Source organism: Micromonospora sp. SL1-18 (assembly GCF_047921505.1).
Lineage (GTDB): Bacteria > Actinomycetota > Actinomycetes > Mycobacteriales > Micromonosporaceae > Micromonospora.
Genome location: NZ_JBLROA010000061.1, coordinates 19,405 through 36,795, shown reverse-complemented (window position 1 = coordinate 36,795; position 17,391 = coordinate 19,405). Strand labels below are relative to the sequence as shown.

Genomic DNA, 17,391 nt, shown 5'->3' with positions numbered 1-17,391 from the left:
GTGGCCGCGCTGAGCCCGTCGGCGGACGGCGTGCCGGCGGTCGCGCCGGGTCCGTCGCGGGACGGCGTGCCGGAGGTCGGGTGCGGCTCGCCCGGGGCCCGCTCGCCGGCCCCGCCCGGTGCCGCGCCGACGACCAGTTCGGACGGGCCGTCGGTCGGCTCGGTCAGGGGGTCCAGGTGCAGGTCACCGGCGGTGGCGCCGCGCGCCGGGGTACGGCCGCCGCCGCCGAAACCGGCCGCCGCGCGGGCCAGCAGCCGGGTCGCCTCGGCGAAGCTGGGCGTCACCACGGTGGGGTTGAGGCCGCGCCAGTCGGCCAGGTCGTGGGCGTCGAGCGCCACGGTGGCGTAGCGGTCCCGGTTGGCGACCAGCCAGGCGCGGATCGCCCTCGGCAACGCGCCCAGGCCGTAGTCGCAGACGACCAGGGTGAGCGGCTGCCCGGCCGAGGCGGCGTGCAGCTCCTCGGTCGCGCAGTGCAGCGCGGTGAGCAGGCGGGCCACCCCGTCGTCGTCGAGCGCGTCGTCCGGCTCGCCGGAGTCCTCGCGGAGCAGGATCTGGCTACCGGCGAGCATCCGCCGCTTCACCGGGGTCGGCCGGCCGGGCTGGTTGACCGTACGGTCCCAGACGCCGGCGCGGTCGAGGCAGTCGTGCAGTTCGTCACCGGCCGCGTCGGCCCCGACCGGGGACACCAGCGCGGCCCGCCCGCCGAGGGCGGACACGTTGACCGCCGTGTTCGCCGCGCCGCCGGCCGCGGAGATGCGCCTGCGCAGGGTGAGGACCGGGGCGGGGGCCTCACGGCAGAGCCGTTCGGACTCCGCGAACCGCCACTCGTCCAGCATGGCGTCGCCGACGATCAGCACGGGGCGCTCCAGCCAGCTCTCCACGACAGTGGCGAGCCGGCGCTCTTCCGCTGCTCCTCCTGCCATGTTTCCCCGGGTCCCCCGCGCCGGTCCGGCCAAACCTGCCCGCTCCGGCGACGGATTCGGGGGGCATGTTCTGCGGGGTGTGGGAAAGCGGGCGTAATGACTGCCCAGGCCCACGGTCGTCCCGTGCTGAACGCCCGTCAGATCCGGTTGCTGATGTTCGGTCTGATGACCGGGATGCTGCTGGCGGCGCTGGACCAGACCATCGTGGGTACGGCGTTGCCGACCATCGTCGGCCAGCTGGGCGGTATCAACCACTACTCGTGGGTGGTCACCGCGTACCTGCTCGCCTCCACCGCGTCGACCCCGCTGTACGGCAAGATGGCCGACCTGCGCGGGCGCCGCCCGGTGTTCCTCTTCTCGATCGGCACGTTCGTGGTCGGCTCGCTGCTGGCCGGCCTGTCACAGAACATGACCCAGCTGATCCTCACCCGGGGCGTGCAGGGGCTGGGTGCCGGCGGGCTGATGACGCTGGCCTTCACCATCATCTCGGACGTGGTCTCTCCCCGGGAACGCGGCCGCTACCAGGGACTCTTCGGGGCGGTGTTCGGCCTGGCCTCGGTGGCCGGCCCGCTGGTCGGCGGCTACTTCGCGCAGACCAACTGGCGCTGGATCTTCTACATCAACGTGCCGCTGGCGATCCTGGCCATCGTGGTGTGCTACCACGTCATGCGGTTGATCCCGTTCCAGAAGCGGCAGCACGCCATCGACTGGCTCGGGGCGGCGCTGCTGGTCGCCGGGGTGAGCAGCCTGCTGCTGGCGTTGAGCTGGGGCGGCACCCAGTACGCCTGGGGCTCCGGTGTGATCATCGGGCTGTTCGTGGCCGGCGCGGTGCTGGGCGCGCTCTTCGTTCTCCAGGAGGCCCGGGTAAGCGAGCCGATCCTGCCGCTGCGGTTGTTCCGCAGCGGCACGTTCGCGCTGGCCAACTCGGCGGGCTTCGTGCTCGGTCTGGTGATGTTCGGGTCGATCATCTTCATCCCGCTCTACCTCCAGATCGTCAAGGGCGCCTCGCCGACCCGTAGTGGTCTGCTGATGCTGCCGATGATGGCCGGCATCATCGTCACCTCGGTGCTGACCGGCCGGGCGATGAGCCAGATCGGGCGCTACAAGTGGTTCCCGGTGGCCGGTTCGGCGGTGCTGGTCGTCGGCATGCTGCTCTTCCGGCAGCTCCAGGTGGCCAGCTCGATCTGGGCGGCCTTCGGCTACATGGTGGTGATCGGCGTCGGGCTGGGCCTGTGCATGCAGTCGCTGATCCTGGCCGTGCAGAACGCGGTGGACCCGCGGGACCTGGGGGCGGGCACCTCGTCGGCGACGTTCTTCCGCTCGCTGGGCGGCTCGTTCGGGGTGGCGATCCTCGGTGCGGTGCTGTCGTCGCAGCTCACCAAGCATCTCGCCGACCGTCTGCCGGGCGCGGTCGCCCAACTGCCGCCGCAACAGCGGGCCGCGGTGGCGGCCAAGGGCGTTTCGATCAATGACCCGGCGACCATCCTCGCCCTCCCCGCCCCGATACGCGGCGCAATCCAGGCCGCGTTCGTCGAGTCGCTGCACCTGGTCTTCCTGACCACCGGGTTGATCGCCCTCCTGGCCGTCCTGGTCACCCTGGCCATGCCGAACGAGAAGTTGCGCGGTGCCGGCCCGCAGGGTGCCACCGGCGGCGCCGACCCGCTCGGCGGCAAGGCGGCCGCTCCCGGCGGCAAGCCACTGACCAAGGAGTCGAAGGAGGAGGCCGCCACCGACATGGAGTCGAAGTCGCAGACCATGCTCTGACCGGTTGGGTGGGTCATGCAACGAAACGGCAGCGACTGACGTCCATTGTGGTGGGATCGCCAACGGCGGTCGCCCGGCTGCCGCCGACGGGGGCGTCGGCCGCGCCGCACCGCCGGCGTGCGCCGCCATTGCGGCTCCCTCCGAACAAGGGACGATATGACTTCCGACCGCACCGTGCGTACCGGACTCACCCTGCTCTCCCTCGCCGTCTCGGCCGCGCTGCTGCCGGCCGCGCCGGCCGTCGCGGCCCCGCCGCCCCGGCCCGACCTGAAGCTCAACCTCGACGTCACGCCGACCACGATGATCTTGGGTACGAGGAACCTGACCGTCGTCACCGCCAGCGTCGACAACATCGGCGCGGCGGCCGTCGAGGACATCACCGTCTCCTTCGAGCTGCCGCCCGGCGGCGAGATCATCGGTGATCCGTCCTGGCAGTGCGACTACGCCACCTTCGTCTGCACCAACATCTACGGCCCGGTGCCGCCGGGCGGCGCGGCCCAGCTGCTGCGCGTCTACGTCGGCCTTCCCGACGCACCGTCCGGCACCGTCGTGACGATCAAGGCTACAGCCGCCACCAGCGCCCACGAGGTGACCCGGAGCAACAACTCCGGCCAGGTCCGGACCACCTACGGCTACGTCGCCGACCTGTCTCTGTCCGGGGCGGACGTGCGCGGGTCGTACGAGACGGACATTCCGACTGGCGGCGCGGAAATCTCCCCGACCTTCACCGCTCATAACAGCGGCAGCTCCGCAGCCGATGATCTGCGCCTGGTGGTCGACGTGCCGGCTGGCTTCACCCCCGGCGAGCCTTACGGCGCACCGGGCAACCCGAGCCCGTGGCTGTGTGAGGCCACGGCCACCCAGGTGGTGTGCACGGCCGGGCCGCTCGACCAGAAGGCGACGTCCACGGTGACGGTGCCGATGACCGCCCCGGCGGGCACCCACGACGACCGGTTCGCCATCCGTGGCGAACTCAGCACCTCGGGTGCGCAGTGGCGCCCCTGGTACAACCAGGCCGACGTCCTCTACCACTACGTGGCGCCGGCGGTCTGATATCGCTGACCGGCTGGTCCTCGGGCGGCCGCGGGGCTACTTGAGGATCAGCCGGTTGGTCTGTTCGAAGACGTCCAGGTCGGCGAGGGTCTCGATGACGCTGGCGGAGAGCGGGGTCGGCAGCGCGTCGCGGTGGAAGAAGCCGGCGTCGGTGGTCTCGTCGGTCATCCGGGCCAGCTCCCCGTCCCACTCGTCGACCCGGAACGCGGTGGTGAAGATCTGGTACGTGTGGCCGTACATGTTGGTGTGGGTGCGGTCCGGGCCGGTGTAGAGGGCGAACGCGCTGACCCGCAGCGCGCGCAGGCCGGTCTCCTCGCGTACCTCCCGGACGGCGCAGTCGGCGATCGACTCGCCCAGCTCCATGGCGCCGGCCGGCATCGCCCACTGGCCGTTGTCGGAGCGCCGGATCAGCAGCACCCGGGCGGCGTTGTCCCGGACCACGGCGCGGGCCCCGACGAACATCAGGGTGCGGTCACCGGCCAGGGCGCGTAGCTGTCCCACGTACGAGTCGGCCCACGAGATGCTCATCCGGACAATCTACGCAGCTTCCCCGGTTGGGTCGGCCGTTCCGGGGGTTCCCCGATGTGACCGACGCCACTAACTTGCTACCCATGCGTAGCACGATGATGGATGCCCCCCTTCAGGTCGCCCGGATCCTCGAACACGGCTCCACCGTGCACGGCACCGCGGAGGTTGTCACCTGGACCGGCGCCGAGCCCCGCCGGATGACGTACGCCGAGGTCGGGCGGAACGCCGCCCGGCTGGCCCACGCGCTGCGCGACGAGTGCGAGGTGACCGGTGACGAGCGGGTCGCCACGTTCATGTGGAACAACAACGAGCACCTGGTGGCGTACTTCGCGGTGCCGAGCATGGGCGCGGTGCTGCACACCCTCAACATCCGGCTCTTCCCGGACCAGGTCGCCTACATCGCCAACCACGCCGAGGACCGGGTGGTGCTGGTCGACACCACGCTGATCCCGCTGCTCGCCAAGGTGATCGACCAGCTGACCACGGTGCGGCACGTGGTGGTGGTCGGCGGCGGGGACCCGGCCCCGCTGGTCGCGGCGGCCGGCGACCGGATCGCCGTACACCACTGGGACGCCCTGCTGGCCGACAAGCCGGACTCCTACGACTGGCCCGAGGTAGACGAGCGTGACGCCGCGGCCCTCTGCTACACCTCCGGGACCACTGGCAACCCCAAGGGGGTCGCCTACTCGCACCGCTCCATCTACCTGCACTCGCTGCAGGTCTGCATGCCGGAGAGCTTCGGCCTGGGCCCGAAGGACCGGGAGTTGACCATCGTGCCGATGTTCCACGCGATGTCCTGGGGCCTTCCGTACGCGGCGTTCCTCTCCGGCGCGTCGCTGATCATGCCGGACCGGTTCCTCCAGGCCGAGCCGATCGCCGCGATGATCGCCGCCGAGCGGCCCACGTTGGCCGGCGCGGTGCCGACCATCTGGACCGACCTGCTGGCCTACCTGGACAGCCACGACGTGGACACCTCCTCGCTCAGGGAGGTGATCGTGGGCGGCTCGGCCTGCCCGCCGGCGCTGATGCACGCCTTCCACGAGCGGCACGGCATCGAGGTCATCCACGCCTGGGGCATGACCGAGATGTCGCCGCTGGGCTCGGTCTCCCGGCCGCCGGCCGGCGCGACCGGTGACACGGCCTGGCGCTACCGCTACACCCAGGGCCGCGTCCCGGGCGGGGTCGAGGCGCGCGTCGTCGGCCCGCTGGGCGAGCCGCTGCCCGCCGATGGGGCCTCCGTCGGCGAGCTGGAGGTCCGCGGGCCGTGGGTTACCGCCCGGTACGTCGGGGACGAGAGCCCCGACGAGGAGAAGTTCCGCGACGGCTGGCTGCGTACCGGGGACGTGGGCACGCTCTCGCCGGAGGGTTACCTCACGCTCAGCGACCGGGCCAAGGACGTGATCAAGTCGGGCGGGGAGTGGATCTCCTCGGTCGAGCTGGAGAACGCCCTGATGGCGCACCCGGCCGTGCTGGAGGCGTGCGTGGTGGGCGTACCGGACGAGCGCTGGGACGAGCGGCCGCTGGCCACAGTGGTGGTGCGATCCGGCGCCACGGTCACCGCCGAGGAGTTGCGGGACTTCCTGGCGACATCGGTGGCCCGCTGGCAGTTGCCCGAGCGCTGGGCGTTCATCGACGCGGTACCGAAGACCAGCGTCGGCAAGTTCGACAAGAAGGTGGTGCGCTCCCGGTACGCCGAAGGTGGACTCGAGGTACGCGAACTGACCGCGCCGTAACACTTTCCGGCGTACCGTCGCCTGCACGGGTAGGGAACGTTCCCGATAGGACCTCCCTCCCCAGAGGGCGGCCCCGGCGTTCGCACCGCGCCGGGGCCGCCCGTCCAAGCGGGGCGACCCGCAGGTTCATTCTCGCGAAACTTGTTCGCCTCTGTCTCGATGTCAGAGAAATCCGTTTTGCCTGATCACGCCTCTGCCGTGGCGATCAGCACCTTGCCGACGGCGCCGTTCTCCACCGCCTCGTGCGCCGCCTGAGCCGCCGACAGGGGGTAATGGTGCAGCGGCAGCCCGGCCTCCTCGCCCACCCGGATCGCACCCTGCGCCACCGCCGCCGACACGTCGCTCACCGCCTGCGCCTTGGCCGCCTTCGGCGCCGTGTAGATCAGCACGAACTGCCAGCGGGCGTTCGGCACCATCAGCGGCCGGATCGGCAGGGTCACTTCGGCGCCACCGTCGTCGGCGTACACGCAGACCGCGCCGCCGTTGCGCAGGATCTGCACGTCCGTCGCGGCGTTGCGGGCCGCGCAGACCTCGACGATCGTGTGCACCCCGTCGGGCGCGATCTTGCGGACCTCCTGGACCACGTCCTGCTCTCGGTAGTTGATCACAAAGCTGGCCCCGGCCGCCGCCGCGAGCTGCGCCTTCTCCGGGCTGCTCACCGTGGCGATCACGCAGGCGTCGGCCCAGCGGGCCAGCTGGATCGCCGCGTTGCCCACCGCGCCCGCCCCGCCCTGCACCAGCACCACGTGGTCGCTCAGCGCGCCCGCGTGCAGCTTGTCCGGCATGAACTCGCCGGCGGTCAGGCAACGGTGCGCGGTCAGGAACGGGATGCCGAGGCAGGCACCCAGGTCGAAGGAGGCCGAGCCGAGGCGCACCGCGTGCCGCACCGGCACCACCGCGTACTCGGCGGCGGTGCCCCACGGTCGCTGCCAGGCCGCCTCCCAGAGCCACACCCGCGTACCGATCAGGATCTGGTCGACGCCCTCGCCGACCGCCTCGATCACCCCGGCGCCGTCCTGCCCCGGGATCTGCCAGCCGGCCGGGAGCGGCCACTGGCGGCGGGCCTTCCAGTCGGTCGGGTTCACCCCCGAGACGGCCATCCGCACCAGCACCTCGCCGGGGCCCGGCTCGGGGATCGGGCGCTCGACCTGCTGGAGCACCGAGGCGTCCCCGTTGCGTTCGTACACGATCGCCTTCATCGCCGTCCTCTCACCGCCGACACGTGCGCCACCGGCTGCGCTACCCGGCCGTGCCCCGGCCATGCCGAACCGGCACGCTCGGGAAAACGTACAACGAGGTGATCGACGGCAGGAGTGGTGTGATCAGGGACATACCGACGATGTGCCCGGTGTGGGCCGACCCTTTCCGAGATCGGCCCACCCTCGGGCAGATCAGCTCGCCGCGACCGACCGCTTCACGTAGTCGATCAGCTCCGGCGTCGGGCCGCCGTGCTCCCGGGCGATCTCCGCGCTGTTCTCCGCCTGCATCCGGTAGAGCGAGTCCCGCAGTCCCGGGTCGCCGCCGTGGAACGCCTCCAGCAGCTCCATCCAGCGCATGGCCAGCGCCCGCACCCTCGGGTCAGCAGGGTCGGTCCCGGCCGTCAGCTCCGCCTGGACCTGGGCGATCAGCCGGGGCCACTCGTCCTGTACGTCGCGGATCGCCGCCTCGCCGAGTTGCTCCCGCCGCTGCGCCAACGCCGCGAGCTGCTCCTTCGTGAAGTAGTTGCGGATCGTGTCGTCCACCCTGGTTACCTCCTCGATCAGAGCGAGCAGGTCGATGGGCGTGGCGCCCCCAGCCGCGCGTACGGCGGGCACCAGTGCGACCAGCCGGTCGCGCAGGCCGCCCAGCGCGGCGAGCTGCCGCTCCACATGCGCCAGGTGCTCGTCGAGCAGCTCGGCCAGCTCCGGGCCGCCGCCACCGCCGCCGTTCAGCAGCACACCCACGGTCTCCAGCGGCAGGCCCAGCTCGCGCAGCGCGACGATCCGGTACAGCCGGGCGACGTCGATCTCGTCATAGCGCCGATGGCCGGCGGACGTGCGCGCGGACGGCTGCAGCAGACCCACGTGGTCCCAGTGGTGCAGGGTCCGGACGGTGAGCCGGTACGCCGGCACAGCTCGCCGATCCGCCAGGTGGACGCCACGTCCCACTCCCTCTCGCATCACCGCAACCTGCGGCGACAGGAACCGACGCTAGGACCTGACGCCGCGTCAGGAGCAAATCGTTCGGTCGAGCTGCGCCACCAGCTCCAGGGTGAGCGCGTCGATCGCGGGCAGCAGCGCCGCCGCCAGCGCCTCGGCATCCGGGTCCAGCGGGTACGACCCGTGCGGCACCGCCACCACCCGCATCCCGGCGGCGGCCGCCGAGCGGACCCCGTTCGAGGAGTCCTCGATTGCCACGCACCGGGCCGGGTCCACGCCGAGCCGAGCCGCCACCGCCAGCCAGACGTCCGGCGCGGGCTTGCCCCGCGCCGTCTCCTCCGTCGACAGCGTCGCGCCGAAGCAGTCGGCCAGGCCCGTGGCGTCCAGCGCCGCGGCGATCAGCCGGGTCGGGGAGGAACTGGCCAGCCCGAGCGGCCACCGCGCGGCCATCCGGCGTACCACCGCGTCGGCGTCGTCGATGAGCGGTACGCGCTGCGCGTACCGCCGGGTCATCTCGGCGACCACCTCGATGGCGACCTGCTCGGCGCTCCGGTCGACGCCCAGCTCACCGCTCAGGTACGTGGCCCACTCGCCGGTGCTCATCCCCATCAGCCGGCGCTGGCTGTCCGGTTGCCAGGTGCCGCCGTGCGCGGCCACGTACGCCCGCCGGACCTCCTCCCAGACCGGCTCGGAGTCCACGATCACGCCGTCCAGGTCGAAGAGCACCGCATCCACCACGTACCCATCCTGCCCGACGGCCCCGACGGGTAGGACGGCCCCGGCGGCCCGGGCCACCCAAACGGCTTGGCCGGTCTGGACGGCCCGGGCGGTCAGCGGGCCGGTGCCGGTGCCTCTTCGGCGGTGCGCTGCGCGGGCAGCCCCATCGGGGCCTGCGGCGGGATGATCGTGCGGCATCGGTCGGTGATCGGCTCGAGCAGCTCGCGCAGCCGCGCCGTACGCTCCGCACCCAGCGCCCGCCACGGGCCGAGGGCGGCGCGGTCGGTGGCCTCCTCGACGACGCGGAACGCTTCGATGCCGTGCTCGGTCGGCGTCCGGTCGGCGGTCAGCCAGCCCTTTTCGACCAGCCGCTCCTCGGCGGCGTGCCACTCCTCGTCGGCCCAGCCCCGGGCCATCCGGTGGAACTCGCGGGACTGGTCGACCCTGCACCGCCAGGCCACCACCTCGACCGGATCCAGCCCGGTGGCGACCAGCGCCGCGACATGCCCATCGCCCCGGTGTTCGCGCAGCGTGGTGGCGGCCTGCCAGAGCCGGGCCAGCGGGTACTCGCCCCGGGGCAGCGCGGCGTTGGCCGCGCCGAGGACCCGCCCGGCCGTCTCGACCCGCCCGGCCGCCTCCTCCAGCAGGCCCGCAGCCTCGACCAGGTGCGCCTCGGGCAGCTCGTAGGTGAACTCGGCGAGCGCCTGCACGGCACCGGTGAGCCGGGCTCGCAGCGCCTCCTCCGGGGTGACCAGCCGCCACACCGAGGGCAGCGCCCGGGCCACCATGGCCGGCGCGAAGCTGAAGAACGCGGCGACCGCCATCGGCGCGTCGACCGGCCCGAGCGGGGCGGCCCGGCCCGCGAAGTAGCCCCGCCAGTATCCGCGCAACCCGACCGCCTCGTACGCGGCCCGGGCCCGGGGGTGGAAGTAGGTCACCGTGTGGACCGGCTCGAAGTGCGTCCACATCAGCCGGGCCAGCCCGGAGTCGTCCAGCGCCGCCACATGCACCTCCGCGTCGTCGGCAGGTCGCCGCAGGCGGGGTGGACCGCCCACGGTGACCATGAACCTACTGCCGCTGAGTGACCGGAAGGAAGCCTGTTGTGACCTACTGCGCGGCGAGCACGTCAACGACGAAGCGCAGCGGCCCGCCCGGCCGACCGCCCACCGACTCGTTTCCGTACGCCAGCTCACCCGGGATGTCGAGCTGCACCCGGCTGCCCACCGGCACGCCGACCAGGCCCTGGTCCCAGCCCGGGATGACCTGGCCGACGCCGATGCCGAAGGTGGCCGGCTCGCCCCGGCCCCAGGAGGAGTCGAACTCCTTGCCGTCCTTGTAGAACACGCCGACGTAGTTGGTGGTGATTTGCTGGCCGGCCTTCACCGCCGGGCCGGTGCCCTTGATCAGCGTCGTCACACTGAGCTTCTTCAGCTCGCCCTTGCCCGCGACAACCTTCGGCTTGGTCTTCAGCGCCGGGTCGGCGTCCGCGGGGAGCTGCGGTTCGGCAGCGGCGGTGGGCTCGGCGGTGGGCTCGCCGGCGGCCTCGGCGGTGGGGTTGGCCGACGAGCTGGTGACGGGCTGCTTGTCGTCGCCCTTGTTCAGCCAGACGATGCCGCCGATCAGCGCGGCCACCGCGAGGACACCGACGAACGCACCCAGCATCGACTGCCGGCGCCGTCTCGCCTCGGCGGCCTTCTTCGCCGCCAGCTGGGCGGCCAGCCGCCGCTCCGCCTTGGTGCCCGGGCCCTGGCCCGCCGACCGGTTCTGCACGCGCTCGCTCACGTCGACTCCCCTGCTGGGTGGGTGGTGCGGCCCGCCGGCCGCTGTCGAGACCAGCGCACACGGTACCCGGCCGGACGCCGCCCGCGCTCCTCCGGCCGGCTCCGATTCCGACAGCTCAGCCCTCCGCCGCCGCCGTCGGGAAGTCGGTGACGAACGATGCCAGTCATCGTGGCGGAGTACGTTCACGGCATGGCGATCCTCACCGAAGAAGACCTGGCCCTGCTCGCCGAGCCCCAACTCGCCCATGTGGCGACCGTCGAGGCCGACGGTTCCCCCCACGTCACCCCGGTCTGGGTGGACACCGACGGCGAACACATCCTGTTCAACACCGCCAAGGGCCGGCAGAAGTACGTCAACATCGCCCGGAACCCGGCGGTCGCGGTCTCCATCGTCGACAAGGCGAACGACTTCCGCACGCTCTGGGTGAAGGGCACCGCCGAGCTGGTCACCGGCGGCGCCGACGAGCACATCGACCGGCTGGCGAAGAAGTACCTCGGGCAGGACACCTACCCGTTCCGCCAGCCCGGCGAGGAGCGGGTGATCGTCCGCATCACCCCCACCGGGAAGCTCGGGCGGGGCTGACGGGAAGGGGGGCCGGCTCTCCTGGGCCTGTTGTCGATGCCAATGGCGTGTTCTCATACCGGAACGACGTCTGTCCCCTCGTTACGGCGGCTCTCGTCCACCCGCTTCGCCTCCGTCCCCCATTGGTGAAAGGTGCAACGATGCGCAGGAGATCGACTTTCCAACTGGCAGTCCTGACCGCTACCGCTGCGACATTCCTGGCGGGCGGTGGAGCCTCCGCCGCTTTGGCCACGGCGGCGCCCGTGACCGCCTCCCCGGGTGTTGCGGCATGTGCGCCGGATGCCGAGGGGCACAGCGCGGCGCGGGTGAAGGAGGGTGCCACCGCCCAGGAGCCGGAGCTGTATTCGAAGAATGAGGCGAAGGCCTACGGCGTGATCAAGGATTCGCCGCGCCTGCCCAACGGCAGCGTCACCGTGCCCACGGTCTTCCACATGATCTCCGACCACCCCCTCAGCGAGGCGGAGAAGAACAGGTGGAACACCATGATCGCGGCGCAGGTGACGGTGCTCAACGATTCGTACGCAGGGCGTACGGCGCCGGACGCCTCCGACACCCCGTTCCGCTTCTCGCTCGTCGACACGACGTGGACGGTGAACAGCGCCTGGTACACGGTCGTGCCGGGCAAGAACGAGCGGGACATGAAGAAGGCTTTGTACACCGGCGACGCCCGCACCCTGAACGTGTACGTGGCGAACATCGGCGGCGGGCTCCTCGGCTGGGCGTACTTCCCGAAGGGCTACAACAACGGCCGGGACTACATCGACGGCGTGGTGATGCTGGACGAGTCGATGCCGGGCGGAACGGCAGGCAAGTACGCCCTGGGTGACACGCTGACGCACGAGGTCGGGCACTGGCTGATGCTGGAGCACACCTTCGCGCACGGGTGCTCCGCTGCCGGCGACTACGTCGCGGACACTCCGCGAGAGGCGGCGCCGCAGTTCAACTGCCCGGTGGGCGCGGACACCTGCACCGCCCCCGGGCTGGACCCGATCCACAACTTCATGGACTACACGCAGGATTCCTGCATGAACATGTTCACCGCGGGACAGGCGGACCGGATGAGCGACGCCTGGGTGGCATTCCGGGCCAGCGGCGGCAAGTAGGTGTTAGGAGGGGGCCCCTGTTAACGCCTGCGGTAGTAAAGGGGCCCCCTCCTAACACCCACGCTGGGCTCAGGCGGTCTTGCGGGGGGTGGCCTTCTTCGCGGCCGCCTTCTTCGCGGGCGCCTTGGCCGCCTTCTTCTCCGCGGTCTTCTTGGCCGCCGCCTTCTTGGCCGGCTCGGCCTTCTTCGCCGGGGCCTTCTTCGCGGCCGCCTTCTTCGCCGGCGCCTTCGTCGTCTTCGCCGCCTTTGCCGCCTGCTGTGCCGACCGGGCCGAGGTGATCGGGGTCGGCTCGGCCGCTTCGCCCGCCGGTGCCTCGCCCCGGGCGACCCGGGCCCGCTCGACCGACGCCTTCAGCGCGGCCATCAGGTCCACCGCGGCGGCCGGCGCGGCCTCTTCCTCCTCCGGCTGGACCACCTCGCGCCCCTCGATCTTCGCGTCGATGACCTCCTGCAACGCCGCCCGGTAGTCGTCGGTGAAGGCGTCCGGCTCGAACTCGCCGGCCATCGAGTCGATCAGCGAGCTGGCCATCGCCAGCTCCGGGGGACGGACCTTCAGGTCCTCGTCCAGGAAACCGAAGTCCGGGGTACGCACCTCGTCCGGCCAGAGCATCGTGTTGAGCAGCAGCACGCCCTCGCGTACCCGCAGGGTGGCCAGCTGCTCCCGCTGGCGCAGGGCCACCTTGACGATCGCCACCCGCTCCGAGTCGGCCAGCGCGTCGCGCAGCAGCACGTACGGCTTGGCGGCCGAGCTCTCCGGCTCCAGGAAGTACGCCTTGTTGTAGAGGATCGGGTCGACCTGCTCGGCGGGGACGAACTCCAGCACGTCGATCGCTTTCGAGCTGGTCAGCGGCAGCTCGGCGAAGTCCTCGTCGGTGAGGATGACCATCTCGCCGCCACCGATGTCGTACCCCTTGGCGATGTCGTCGTAGCTGACCTCCTCGCCGCAGACGGAGCAGGTGCGCTTGTAGCGGATACGGCCGCCGTCGTCGCGGTGCACCTGGTGGAAGCGGATGTCCTTCTCCTCGGTGGCCGAGTAGACCTTCACGCCGATCGACACCAGGCCGAACGACACCGCTCCTTTCCAGATGGCCCGCATCCCGCGCTCCTCTCCCCGGCTCTGACCAGGATCGCAAACGATCGAACGGGACGCACGCGCTTCCGTACGCAACTACAGTCAAAAGGTGCCCGGCGCGCCGTTGAAGCCGATGCTCGCGATGACCGGGCAGCTCCCGGCCGGTGCCGGCTGGGCGTACGAGTTCAAGTGGGACGGGGTGCGGGCGCTTGCCGACATCTGCCGCGGCGACAAGCACCTGTACGCCCGCTCCGGCGTGGAGGTCACCACCGCGTACCCCGAGCTGATCCCGTTGGCCGAGCAGGTCGACGACGCGCTGCTGGACGGCGAGGTGGTCCTCTTCAACGAGCTCGGGCAGCCGTCGTTCACCGCCCTCGCGGAGCGGATGCACGTCCGGAACCCGACCAAGGCGGCCCGCCTGGCGGCCAGCATGCCCGTCACGTACATGATCTTCGACCTGCTCCGGTTGCGCGGCGAGGACCTGACCGGCCGTCCCTACCGGGAGCGGCGCGCGGCGCTGGAGTCGCTCGGGCTCGGCGCCGCCCGGTGGGCGGTGCCGCCCGCCTTCGCCGACGGCCCGGCCACCTTCGAGGTCGCCGGCGAGCACGGCCTCGAGGGCGTGATGGCCAAGCGGATCGACTCGGCATACCGGCCCGGCGTCCGTTCCCCCGACTGGGTCAAGGTCAAGCTGGAGGTGACCGGCGACTTCCTGGTCGGCGGCTGGCGGCCCGGCGCGCGCAAGATCGGCGGCCTGTTGGTCGGCGTGCCCCGGCAGGACGGGCGGCTCACCTACCGGGGCCGGGTCGGCGGGGGGATCGGCGCGGCCCTCGAACGGGATCTGCTGCGCGAGCTGGAACCGCTGCGCACCGCCGCGTCGCCGTTCGCCGGGGACGTGCCGCGCGAGGATGCCCGCGGCGCGATCTGGGTGACCCCGCGGACCGTGGTGGAGATCAAGTACGGCCAGCGCACCCCCGACGGGCGGCTGCGCTTCCCCCGGATCCTGCGCCTGCGTCCCGACAAGCCGCCCGAGGAGGTCGACGATGCCAGCTGACCGGTTGACGGTGGACGTCGAGGGACACTCGCTGGGGCTGTCCAACCTCGACAAGATCCTCTACCCGAGGGCCGGCTTCACCAAGGGCGAGGTCATCGACTACTACACCCGGATCGCCCCGGTGCTGCTGCCGCACCTGCGGGACCGGGCGCTGACCCGGATCCGCTACCCGAACGGCGTCGAGGGCGGCTCGTTCTTCGAGAAGAACGCCCCCGCCGCCACCCCCGCCTGGGTACGCACCGAGAACCTGCCCGCCCCCGGGTCGAGCAAGGGGCGGGAGACCATCGACTACGTGGTCGCCGACGACCTGCCCACCCTGGTCTGGCTGGCCAACCTCGCTGCCCTGGAACTGCACACGCCGCAGTGGAAGATCGGCGAACATCCCGACATGATGGTCGTCGACCTGGATCCGGGTGCCCCGGCCGCGCTGAAGCAGTGCTGCCAGGTGGCCCTGCTGATGCGCGACCGGTTGGCATCCGATGGGGTGGAGTCGTACCCGAAGACGTCCGGCAAGAAAGGCATGCAGCTCTGCTGCCCGATCGCCGGCACCCAGTCCTCCGATGATGTCTCCGACTACGCGAAGCGGATCGCGCAGGAGCTGGAGCGGGCGCACCCGAAGCAGATCGTGTCGAAGATGGCGAAGAACCTGCGCCCCGGCAAGGTCTTCATCGACTGGAGCCAGAACAACGCGGCCAAGACGACCGTGGCGCCGTATTCGCTGCGCGCCCAGGCGGTGCCGTCGGTGTCCACCCCGCTGACCTGGGACGAGGTCTCGGCCGGTGCCGCCGGGAAGCGCCCGTCGACTCGCCCCTACACCGCTGGCGAGGTGCTCAAGCGCGTCGAGAAGCAGGGCGACCTACTCGCCCCGCTCCTCGACGGCGGCCCGGAGCTGCCGCTCCGCTGACGGCCTGGCCGTGCTGGTGGGCTCGCCGAACACGAGCTGCCCTCGCCGGCCGCCCACAGGTCTGACGGCTCCTTTTCGGGGATCGCGGGTGGCTACAGGGCGAACAGCAGGGCGGCGTCGAGGAGGACGACCAGGGCGGTGGCGAAGTGGATCCCGAAGGCGACAGCCTTCGTGCCGCCGTGCCGCAGCACGATCAGCGTGTCCCCCAACGGGTTGAGCGCGACGATCAGCATGAACCAGGCGACCGCGTGGGCGCTGGTGAAGGCGATCAGAGCGAGACCGAGGAGGCCGTAGCTGAGGTCGCGAAGTCCCTTGATCGTGAGGTAGGCGGGGTCCCCGTCCGGCGCGGCCGGTACGCCGTAGCCGGCGGCCGCGGCGCGGGGTTGCAGCAGGAACCGGGCGCCGATGAAGACGACGAAGAGACCGAGGACGACGGCGAGGCCGTAGGCGAGAGGGCTGAGCATGTTCGACTCCAATTTCTAGCAACGCTAGGTCTGAGAGCGAAGCTAGCAGAGCTGCGACAGAATGGCTAGCGGTGCTAGAGTTTCGGTCGTGGGGATTCAAGCGCGCCGGGAGCGCGAACGGACGGAACGGGAGCGGGCGATCGTCGCCGCGGCCCGGGACCTGGCCGAGTCGGAGGGCTGGGATGCGGTCACCACCCGCCGCCTCGCCGCCGAGATCGAATACAGCCAGCCCGTCCTGTACAGCCATTTCAAGGGCAAGGACGCCATCATGGCGGCCGTCGCCGTGGAGGGCTTCGCCGATCTGGCCGCGGACCTGACCGCCGCCAGGAGCGCCGCCACGGACGAGCGGCAGGCGGTGGCCGAGGTCGCCGCAGCGTACGCCGCGTTCGCCGAGCGGCGGCCCGCGCTCTACGACGCGATGTTCACCCTCGCGGTCGACCTGCCGTTCGCCAGCCAGGATGTCCCGGTCGACCTGGCCCGGGGCTTCGCCGAACTGGCCGATACCCTGCGGCCGGTCGTCGGCGGCGACGACCTGGAGACGTACATCGAGACCTTCTGGAGCGCGCTGCACGGCCTCGTCACGCTCATGCGCAGCGGTCGGCTCCGGCGCGCGGAGCATGAGCGGCGGCTGGCGATCCTGGTGGACCGGTTCACGCGCTGAACCCTCCGCCTGTCGGGGCGGTAGGGCCGGCGCGCGGGTGGTTAGGGTGGGCGGATCGGCAGGAGGAGTTTCGGATGGCTGTCCACTCGCCCGTACCCGTTCCGGCTGACGCGGTGCGGGAGCCCGACCTTCCGCTGCTCACCTACCACGACGACGCGACCGGCGAGCGGGTCGAGCTGACCGCGCAGGAGCTTGGCGGCTGGGCGGCACGCAGCGCGAGCCTGCTGCGGGACGGCTGTGGACTCACCCCGGGCAGCCGGGTCGCGGTGCTGCTGCCGCCGCACTGGCGTACCGCCGCGGTGCTGATCGGCGCCTGGTCGATCGGGATGGCGGTGTCGTTCCGGCCGCGGGCCACCGCCGGGCTGCCGGTCCTCGAACCGGGCGGCGACCAGCCGTACGACGCGGTGTTCGTGACCCCGGAACGCCTGGACGACTGGCTGGAGGACGTACCACTCGGCACGCATCGCTACCTGGTTCCCACCGGGCCAGGGTCGCTGGCTGACGTGCCCGGCGGCTGGCTCGACTGGTCCACGGAGGTGCTCCGGCACACCGACACCCCGCCCGACTACACCGTCGTCCGCCCGTGGGACCCGGCCAGCCCCGACGGCACCAGCTACGGCGAGTGGCGGCAGTTGGCGTCGGCGATCGCCGAGCAGCTCGACCTGCGGGCCGGCGACCGGCTGCTGGTCGACGCCGCCGAGCACGAGCAGCCGGTGAAGTGGCTGCTCGCCCCGCTCGCCGCCGGCGCATCCGTGGTGATCTGCGCGAACCTCGACCGAGAACGGCTGGCCAACCGGATCGACGCCGAGCGGGTGACCCGGGTGCTCTGAGCACTACTTTGCCCGACTGAAATCCGTTGACAGTGGTCCGGGCCGGGGTGCCTACTGCCCACCGGGCGCCGTCGCGCCAGCCAGGCA

Annotated in this window: 18 protein-coding genes; 9 read left to right on the top strand and 9 right to left on the bottom strand. The window is 71.6% G+C overall.

Annotated features, from left to right (window positions below; translation table 11 throughout):
- On the bottom strand, window positions 1–923 hold a 923-nt coding region (locus ACNAW0_RS24085; protein ID WP_416290251.1), incomplete at its 3' end, for a bifunctional heptose 7-phosphate kinase/heptose 1-phosphate adenyltransferase.
- Between the two features lie 123 nt (window positions 924–1,046).
- On the opposite strand from ACNAW0_RS24085, the gene ACNAW0_RS24080 reads away from it, so the two are divergent.
- Window positions 1,047–2,687, top strand: coding sequence for an MDR family MFS transporter (locus ACNAW0_RS24080; RefSeq protein WP_416290250.1), 1,641 nt, complete (start codon window positions 1,047–1,049; stop codon window positions 2,685–2,687).
- 156 nt (window positions 2,688–2,843) lie between these two features.
- Complete coding sequence (locus ACNAW0_RS24075; RefSeq protein WP_416290249.1) at window positions 2,844–3,740, top strand: hypothetical protein; 897 nt, start codon at window positions 2,844–2,846, stop codon at window positions 3,738–3,740.
- 36 nt (window positions 3,741–3,776) lie between these two features.
- Here ACNAW0_RS24075 and ACNAW0_RS24070 read toward each other — a convergent pair whose 3' ends face one another.
- Window positions 3,777–4,268: an NUDIX domain-containing protein gene (locus tag ACNAW0_RS24070; RefSeq protein WP_416290248.1), complete on the bottom strand. Its 492-nt coding sequence runs from the start codon at window positions 4,266–4,268 to the stop codon at window positions 3,777–3,779.
- 83 nt (window positions 4,269–4,351) lie between these two features.
- Here ACNAW0_RS24070 and ACNAW0_RS24065 point away from each other — a divergent pair, with 83 nt between their 5' ends.
- The gene (locus ACNAW0_RS24065) at window positions 4,352–6,001 is read left to right on the top strand and encodes a fatty acid--CoA ligase (RefSeq protein ID WP_416290247.1); all 1,650 of its coding nucleotides are present in this window, start codon (window positions 4,352–4,354) and stop codon (window positions 5,999–6,001) included.
- A gap of 185 nt (window positions 6,002–6,186) precedes the next feature.
- Here the strand turns inward: ACNAW0_RS24065 and ACNAW0_RS24060 are convergent, their stop codons facing one another.
- From ACNAW0_RS24060 to ACNAW0_RS24040, 5 genes are all read right to left on the bottom strand, one after another.
- Window positions 6,187–7,200 (bottom strand): NADPH:quinone reductase, encoded by a 1,014-nt coding sequence (locus tag ACNAW0_RS24060; RefSeq protein ID WP_416290246.1) that lies wholly within the window; start codon window positions 7,198–7,200, stop codon window positions 6,187–6,189.
- A 192-nt stretch (window positions 7,201–7,392) separates the two neighbouring features.
- Window positions 7,393–8,160, bottom strand: a complete 768-nt coding sequence (locus tag ACNAW0_RS24055; RefSeq protein WP_416290245.1) for a MerR family transcriptional regulator — start codon at window positions 8,158–8,160, stop codon at window positions 7,393–7,395.
- Between the two features lie 48 nt (window positions 8,161–8,208).
- Entirely contained in the window at window positions 8,209–8,877 is a 669-nt protein-coding gene (locus tag ACNAW0_RS24050; RefSeq protein WP_416290244.1) for an HAD family hydrolase, read from the bottom strand.
- Between the two features lie 92 nt (window positions 8,878–8,969).
- Window positions 8,970–9,824, bottom strand: a complete 855-nt coding sequence (locus ACNAW0_RS24045) for an SCO6745 family protein (protein WP_416290253.1) — start codon at window positions 9,822–9,824, stop codon at window positions 8,970–8,972.
- A 139-nt stretch (window positions 9,825–9,963) separates the two neighbouring features.
- The gene (locus ACNAW0_RS24040) at window positions 9,964–10,638 is read right to left on the bottom strand and encodes an FKBP-type peptidyl-prolyl cis-trans isomerase (RefSeq protein WP_416290242.1); all 675 of its coding nucleotides are present in this window, start codon (window positions 10,636–10,638) and stop codon (window positions 9,964–9,966) included.
- 156 nt (window positions 10,639–10,794) lie between these two features.
- On the opposite strand from ACNAW0_RS24040, the gene ACNAW0_RS24035 reads away from it, so the two are divergent.
- Window positions 10,795–11,220 (top strand): PPOX class F420-dependent oxidoreductase, encoded by a 426-nt coding sequence (locus ACNAW0_RS24035; protein WP_416290240.1) that lies wholly within the window; start codon window positions 10,795–10,797, stop codon window positions 11,218–11,220.
- 242 nt (window positions 11,221–11,462) lie between these two features.
- Complete coding sequence (locus ACNAW0_RS24030) at window positions 11,463–12,323, top strand: zinc metalloprotease (RefSeq protein WP_416290239.1); 861 nt, start codon at window positions 11,463–11,465, stop codon at window positions 12,321–12,323.
- A 69-nt stretch (window positions 12,324–12,392) separates the two neighbouring features.
- Here ACNAW0_RS24030 and ACNAW0_RS24025 read toward each other — a convergent pair whose 3' ends face one another.
- Entirely contained in the window at window positions 12,393–13,418 is a 1,026-nt protein-coding gene (locus ACNAW0_RS24025; protein ID WP_416290238.1) for a Ku protein, read from the bottom strand.
- An 85-nt stretch (window positions 13,419–13,503) separates the two neighbouring features.
- On the opposite strand from ACNAW0_RS24025, the gene ligD (ACNAW0_RS24020) reads away from it, so the two are divergent.
- Window positions 13,504–14,445 carry a non-homologous end-joining DNA ligase gene (ligD, locus tag ACNAW0_RS24020; RefSeq protein WP_416290237.1) on the top strand — a complete coding sequence of 314 codons (942 nt, stop codon included), beginning with the start codon at window positions 13,504–13,506 and terminating at the stop codon, window positions 14,443–14,445.
- Window positions 14,435–15,349, top strand: coding sequence for a non-homologous end-joining DNA ligase (gene ligD, locus ACNAW0_RS24015; protein WP_416290236.1), 915 nt, complete (start codon window positions 14,435–14,437; stop codon window positions 15,347–15,349). The genes ligD (ACNAW0_RS24020) and ligD (ACNAW0_RS24015) overlap by 11 nt, the downstream gene beginning before the upstream one ends.
- 92 nt (window positions 15,350–15,441) lie before the next feature.
- On the opposite strand, the gene ACNAW0_RS24010 is transcribed toward ligD (ACNAW0_RS24015), so the two are convergent.
- Complete coding sequence (locus ACNAW0_RS24010; RefSeq protein WP_416290235.1) at window positions 15,442–15,813, bottom strand: DUF4267 domain-containing protein; 372 nt, start codon at window positions 15,811–15,813, stop codon at window positions 15,442–15,444.
- 88 nt (window positions 15,814–15,901) lie between these two features.
- Between ACNAW0_RS24010 and ACNAW0_RS24005 the strand changes: the two genes are divergently transcribed.
- Together ACNAW0_RS24005 and ACNAW0_RS24000 are read left to right on the top strand one after the other, a co-directional pair.
- Entirely contained in the window at window positions 15,902–16,474 is a 573-nt protein-coding gene (locus ACNAW0_RS24005) for a TetR/AcrR family transcriptional regulator (RefSeq protein ID WP_416290234.1), read from the top strand.
- Between the two features lie 74 nt (window positions 16,475–16,548).
- Window positions 16,549–17,304, top strand: coding sequence for a TIGR03089 family protein (locus ACNAW0_RS24000; RefSeq protein WP_416290232.1), 756 nt, complete (start codon window positions 16,549–16,551; stop codon window positions 17,302–17,304).
- The last annotated feature ends 87 nt before the right edge of the window (window positions 17,305–17,391 follow it).

What these genes read in the sequence shown, in the direction of transcription:
- ACNAW0_RS24060 (WP_416290246.1), bottom strand. Translation starts at nt 7,200, where the DNA reads ATGAAGGCGATCGTGTACGAACGCAACGGGGACGCCTCGGTGCTCCAG.
- ACNAW0_RS24035 (WP_416290240.1), top strand. Translation starts at nt 10,795, where the DNA reads ATGCCAGTCATCGTGGCGGAGTACGTTCACGGCATGGCGATCCTCACC.
- ACNAW0_RS24065 (WP_416290247.1), top strand. Translation starts at nt 4,352, where the DNA reads ATGCGTAGCACGATGATGGATGCCCCCCTTCAGGTCGCCCGGATCCTC.
- ACNAW0_RS24000 (WP_416290232.1), top strand. Translation starts at nt 16,549, where the DNA reads ATGGCTGTCCACTCGCCCGTACCCGTTCCGGCTGACGCGGTGCGGGAG.
- ACNAW0_RS24055 (WP_416290245.1), bottom strand. Translation starts at nt 8,160, where the DNA reads ATGCGAGAGGGAGTGGGACGTGGCGTCCACCTGGCGGATCGGCGAGCT.
- ACNAW0_RS24045 (WP_416290253.1), bottom strand. Translation starts at nt 9,824, where the DNA reads ATGTGGACGCACTTCGAGCCGGTCCACACGGTGACCTACTTCCACCCC.
- ACNAW0_RS24075 (WP_416290249.1), top strand. Translation starts at nt 2,844, where the DNA reads ATGACTTCCGACCGCACCGTGCGTACCGGACTCACCCTGCTCTCCCTC.
- ACNAW0_RS24010 (WP_416290235.1), bottom strand. Translation starts at nt 15,813, where the DNA reads ATGCTCAGCCCTCTCGCCTACGGCCTCGCCGTCGTCCTCGGTCTCTTC.
- ACNAW0_RS24025 (WP_416290238.1), bottom strand. Translation starts at nt 13,418, where the DNA reads ATGCGGGCCATCTGGAAAGGAGCGGTGTCGTTCGGCCTGGTGTCGATC.
- ACNAW0_RS24070 (WP_416290248.1), bottom strand. Translation starts at nt 4,268, where the DNA reads ATGAGCATCTCGTGGGCCGACTCGTACGTGGGACAGCTACGCGCCCTG.
- ligD (WP_416290236.1), top strand. Translation starts at nt 14,435, where the DNA reads ATGCCAGCTGACCGGTTGACGGTGGACGTCGAGGGACACTCGCTGGGG.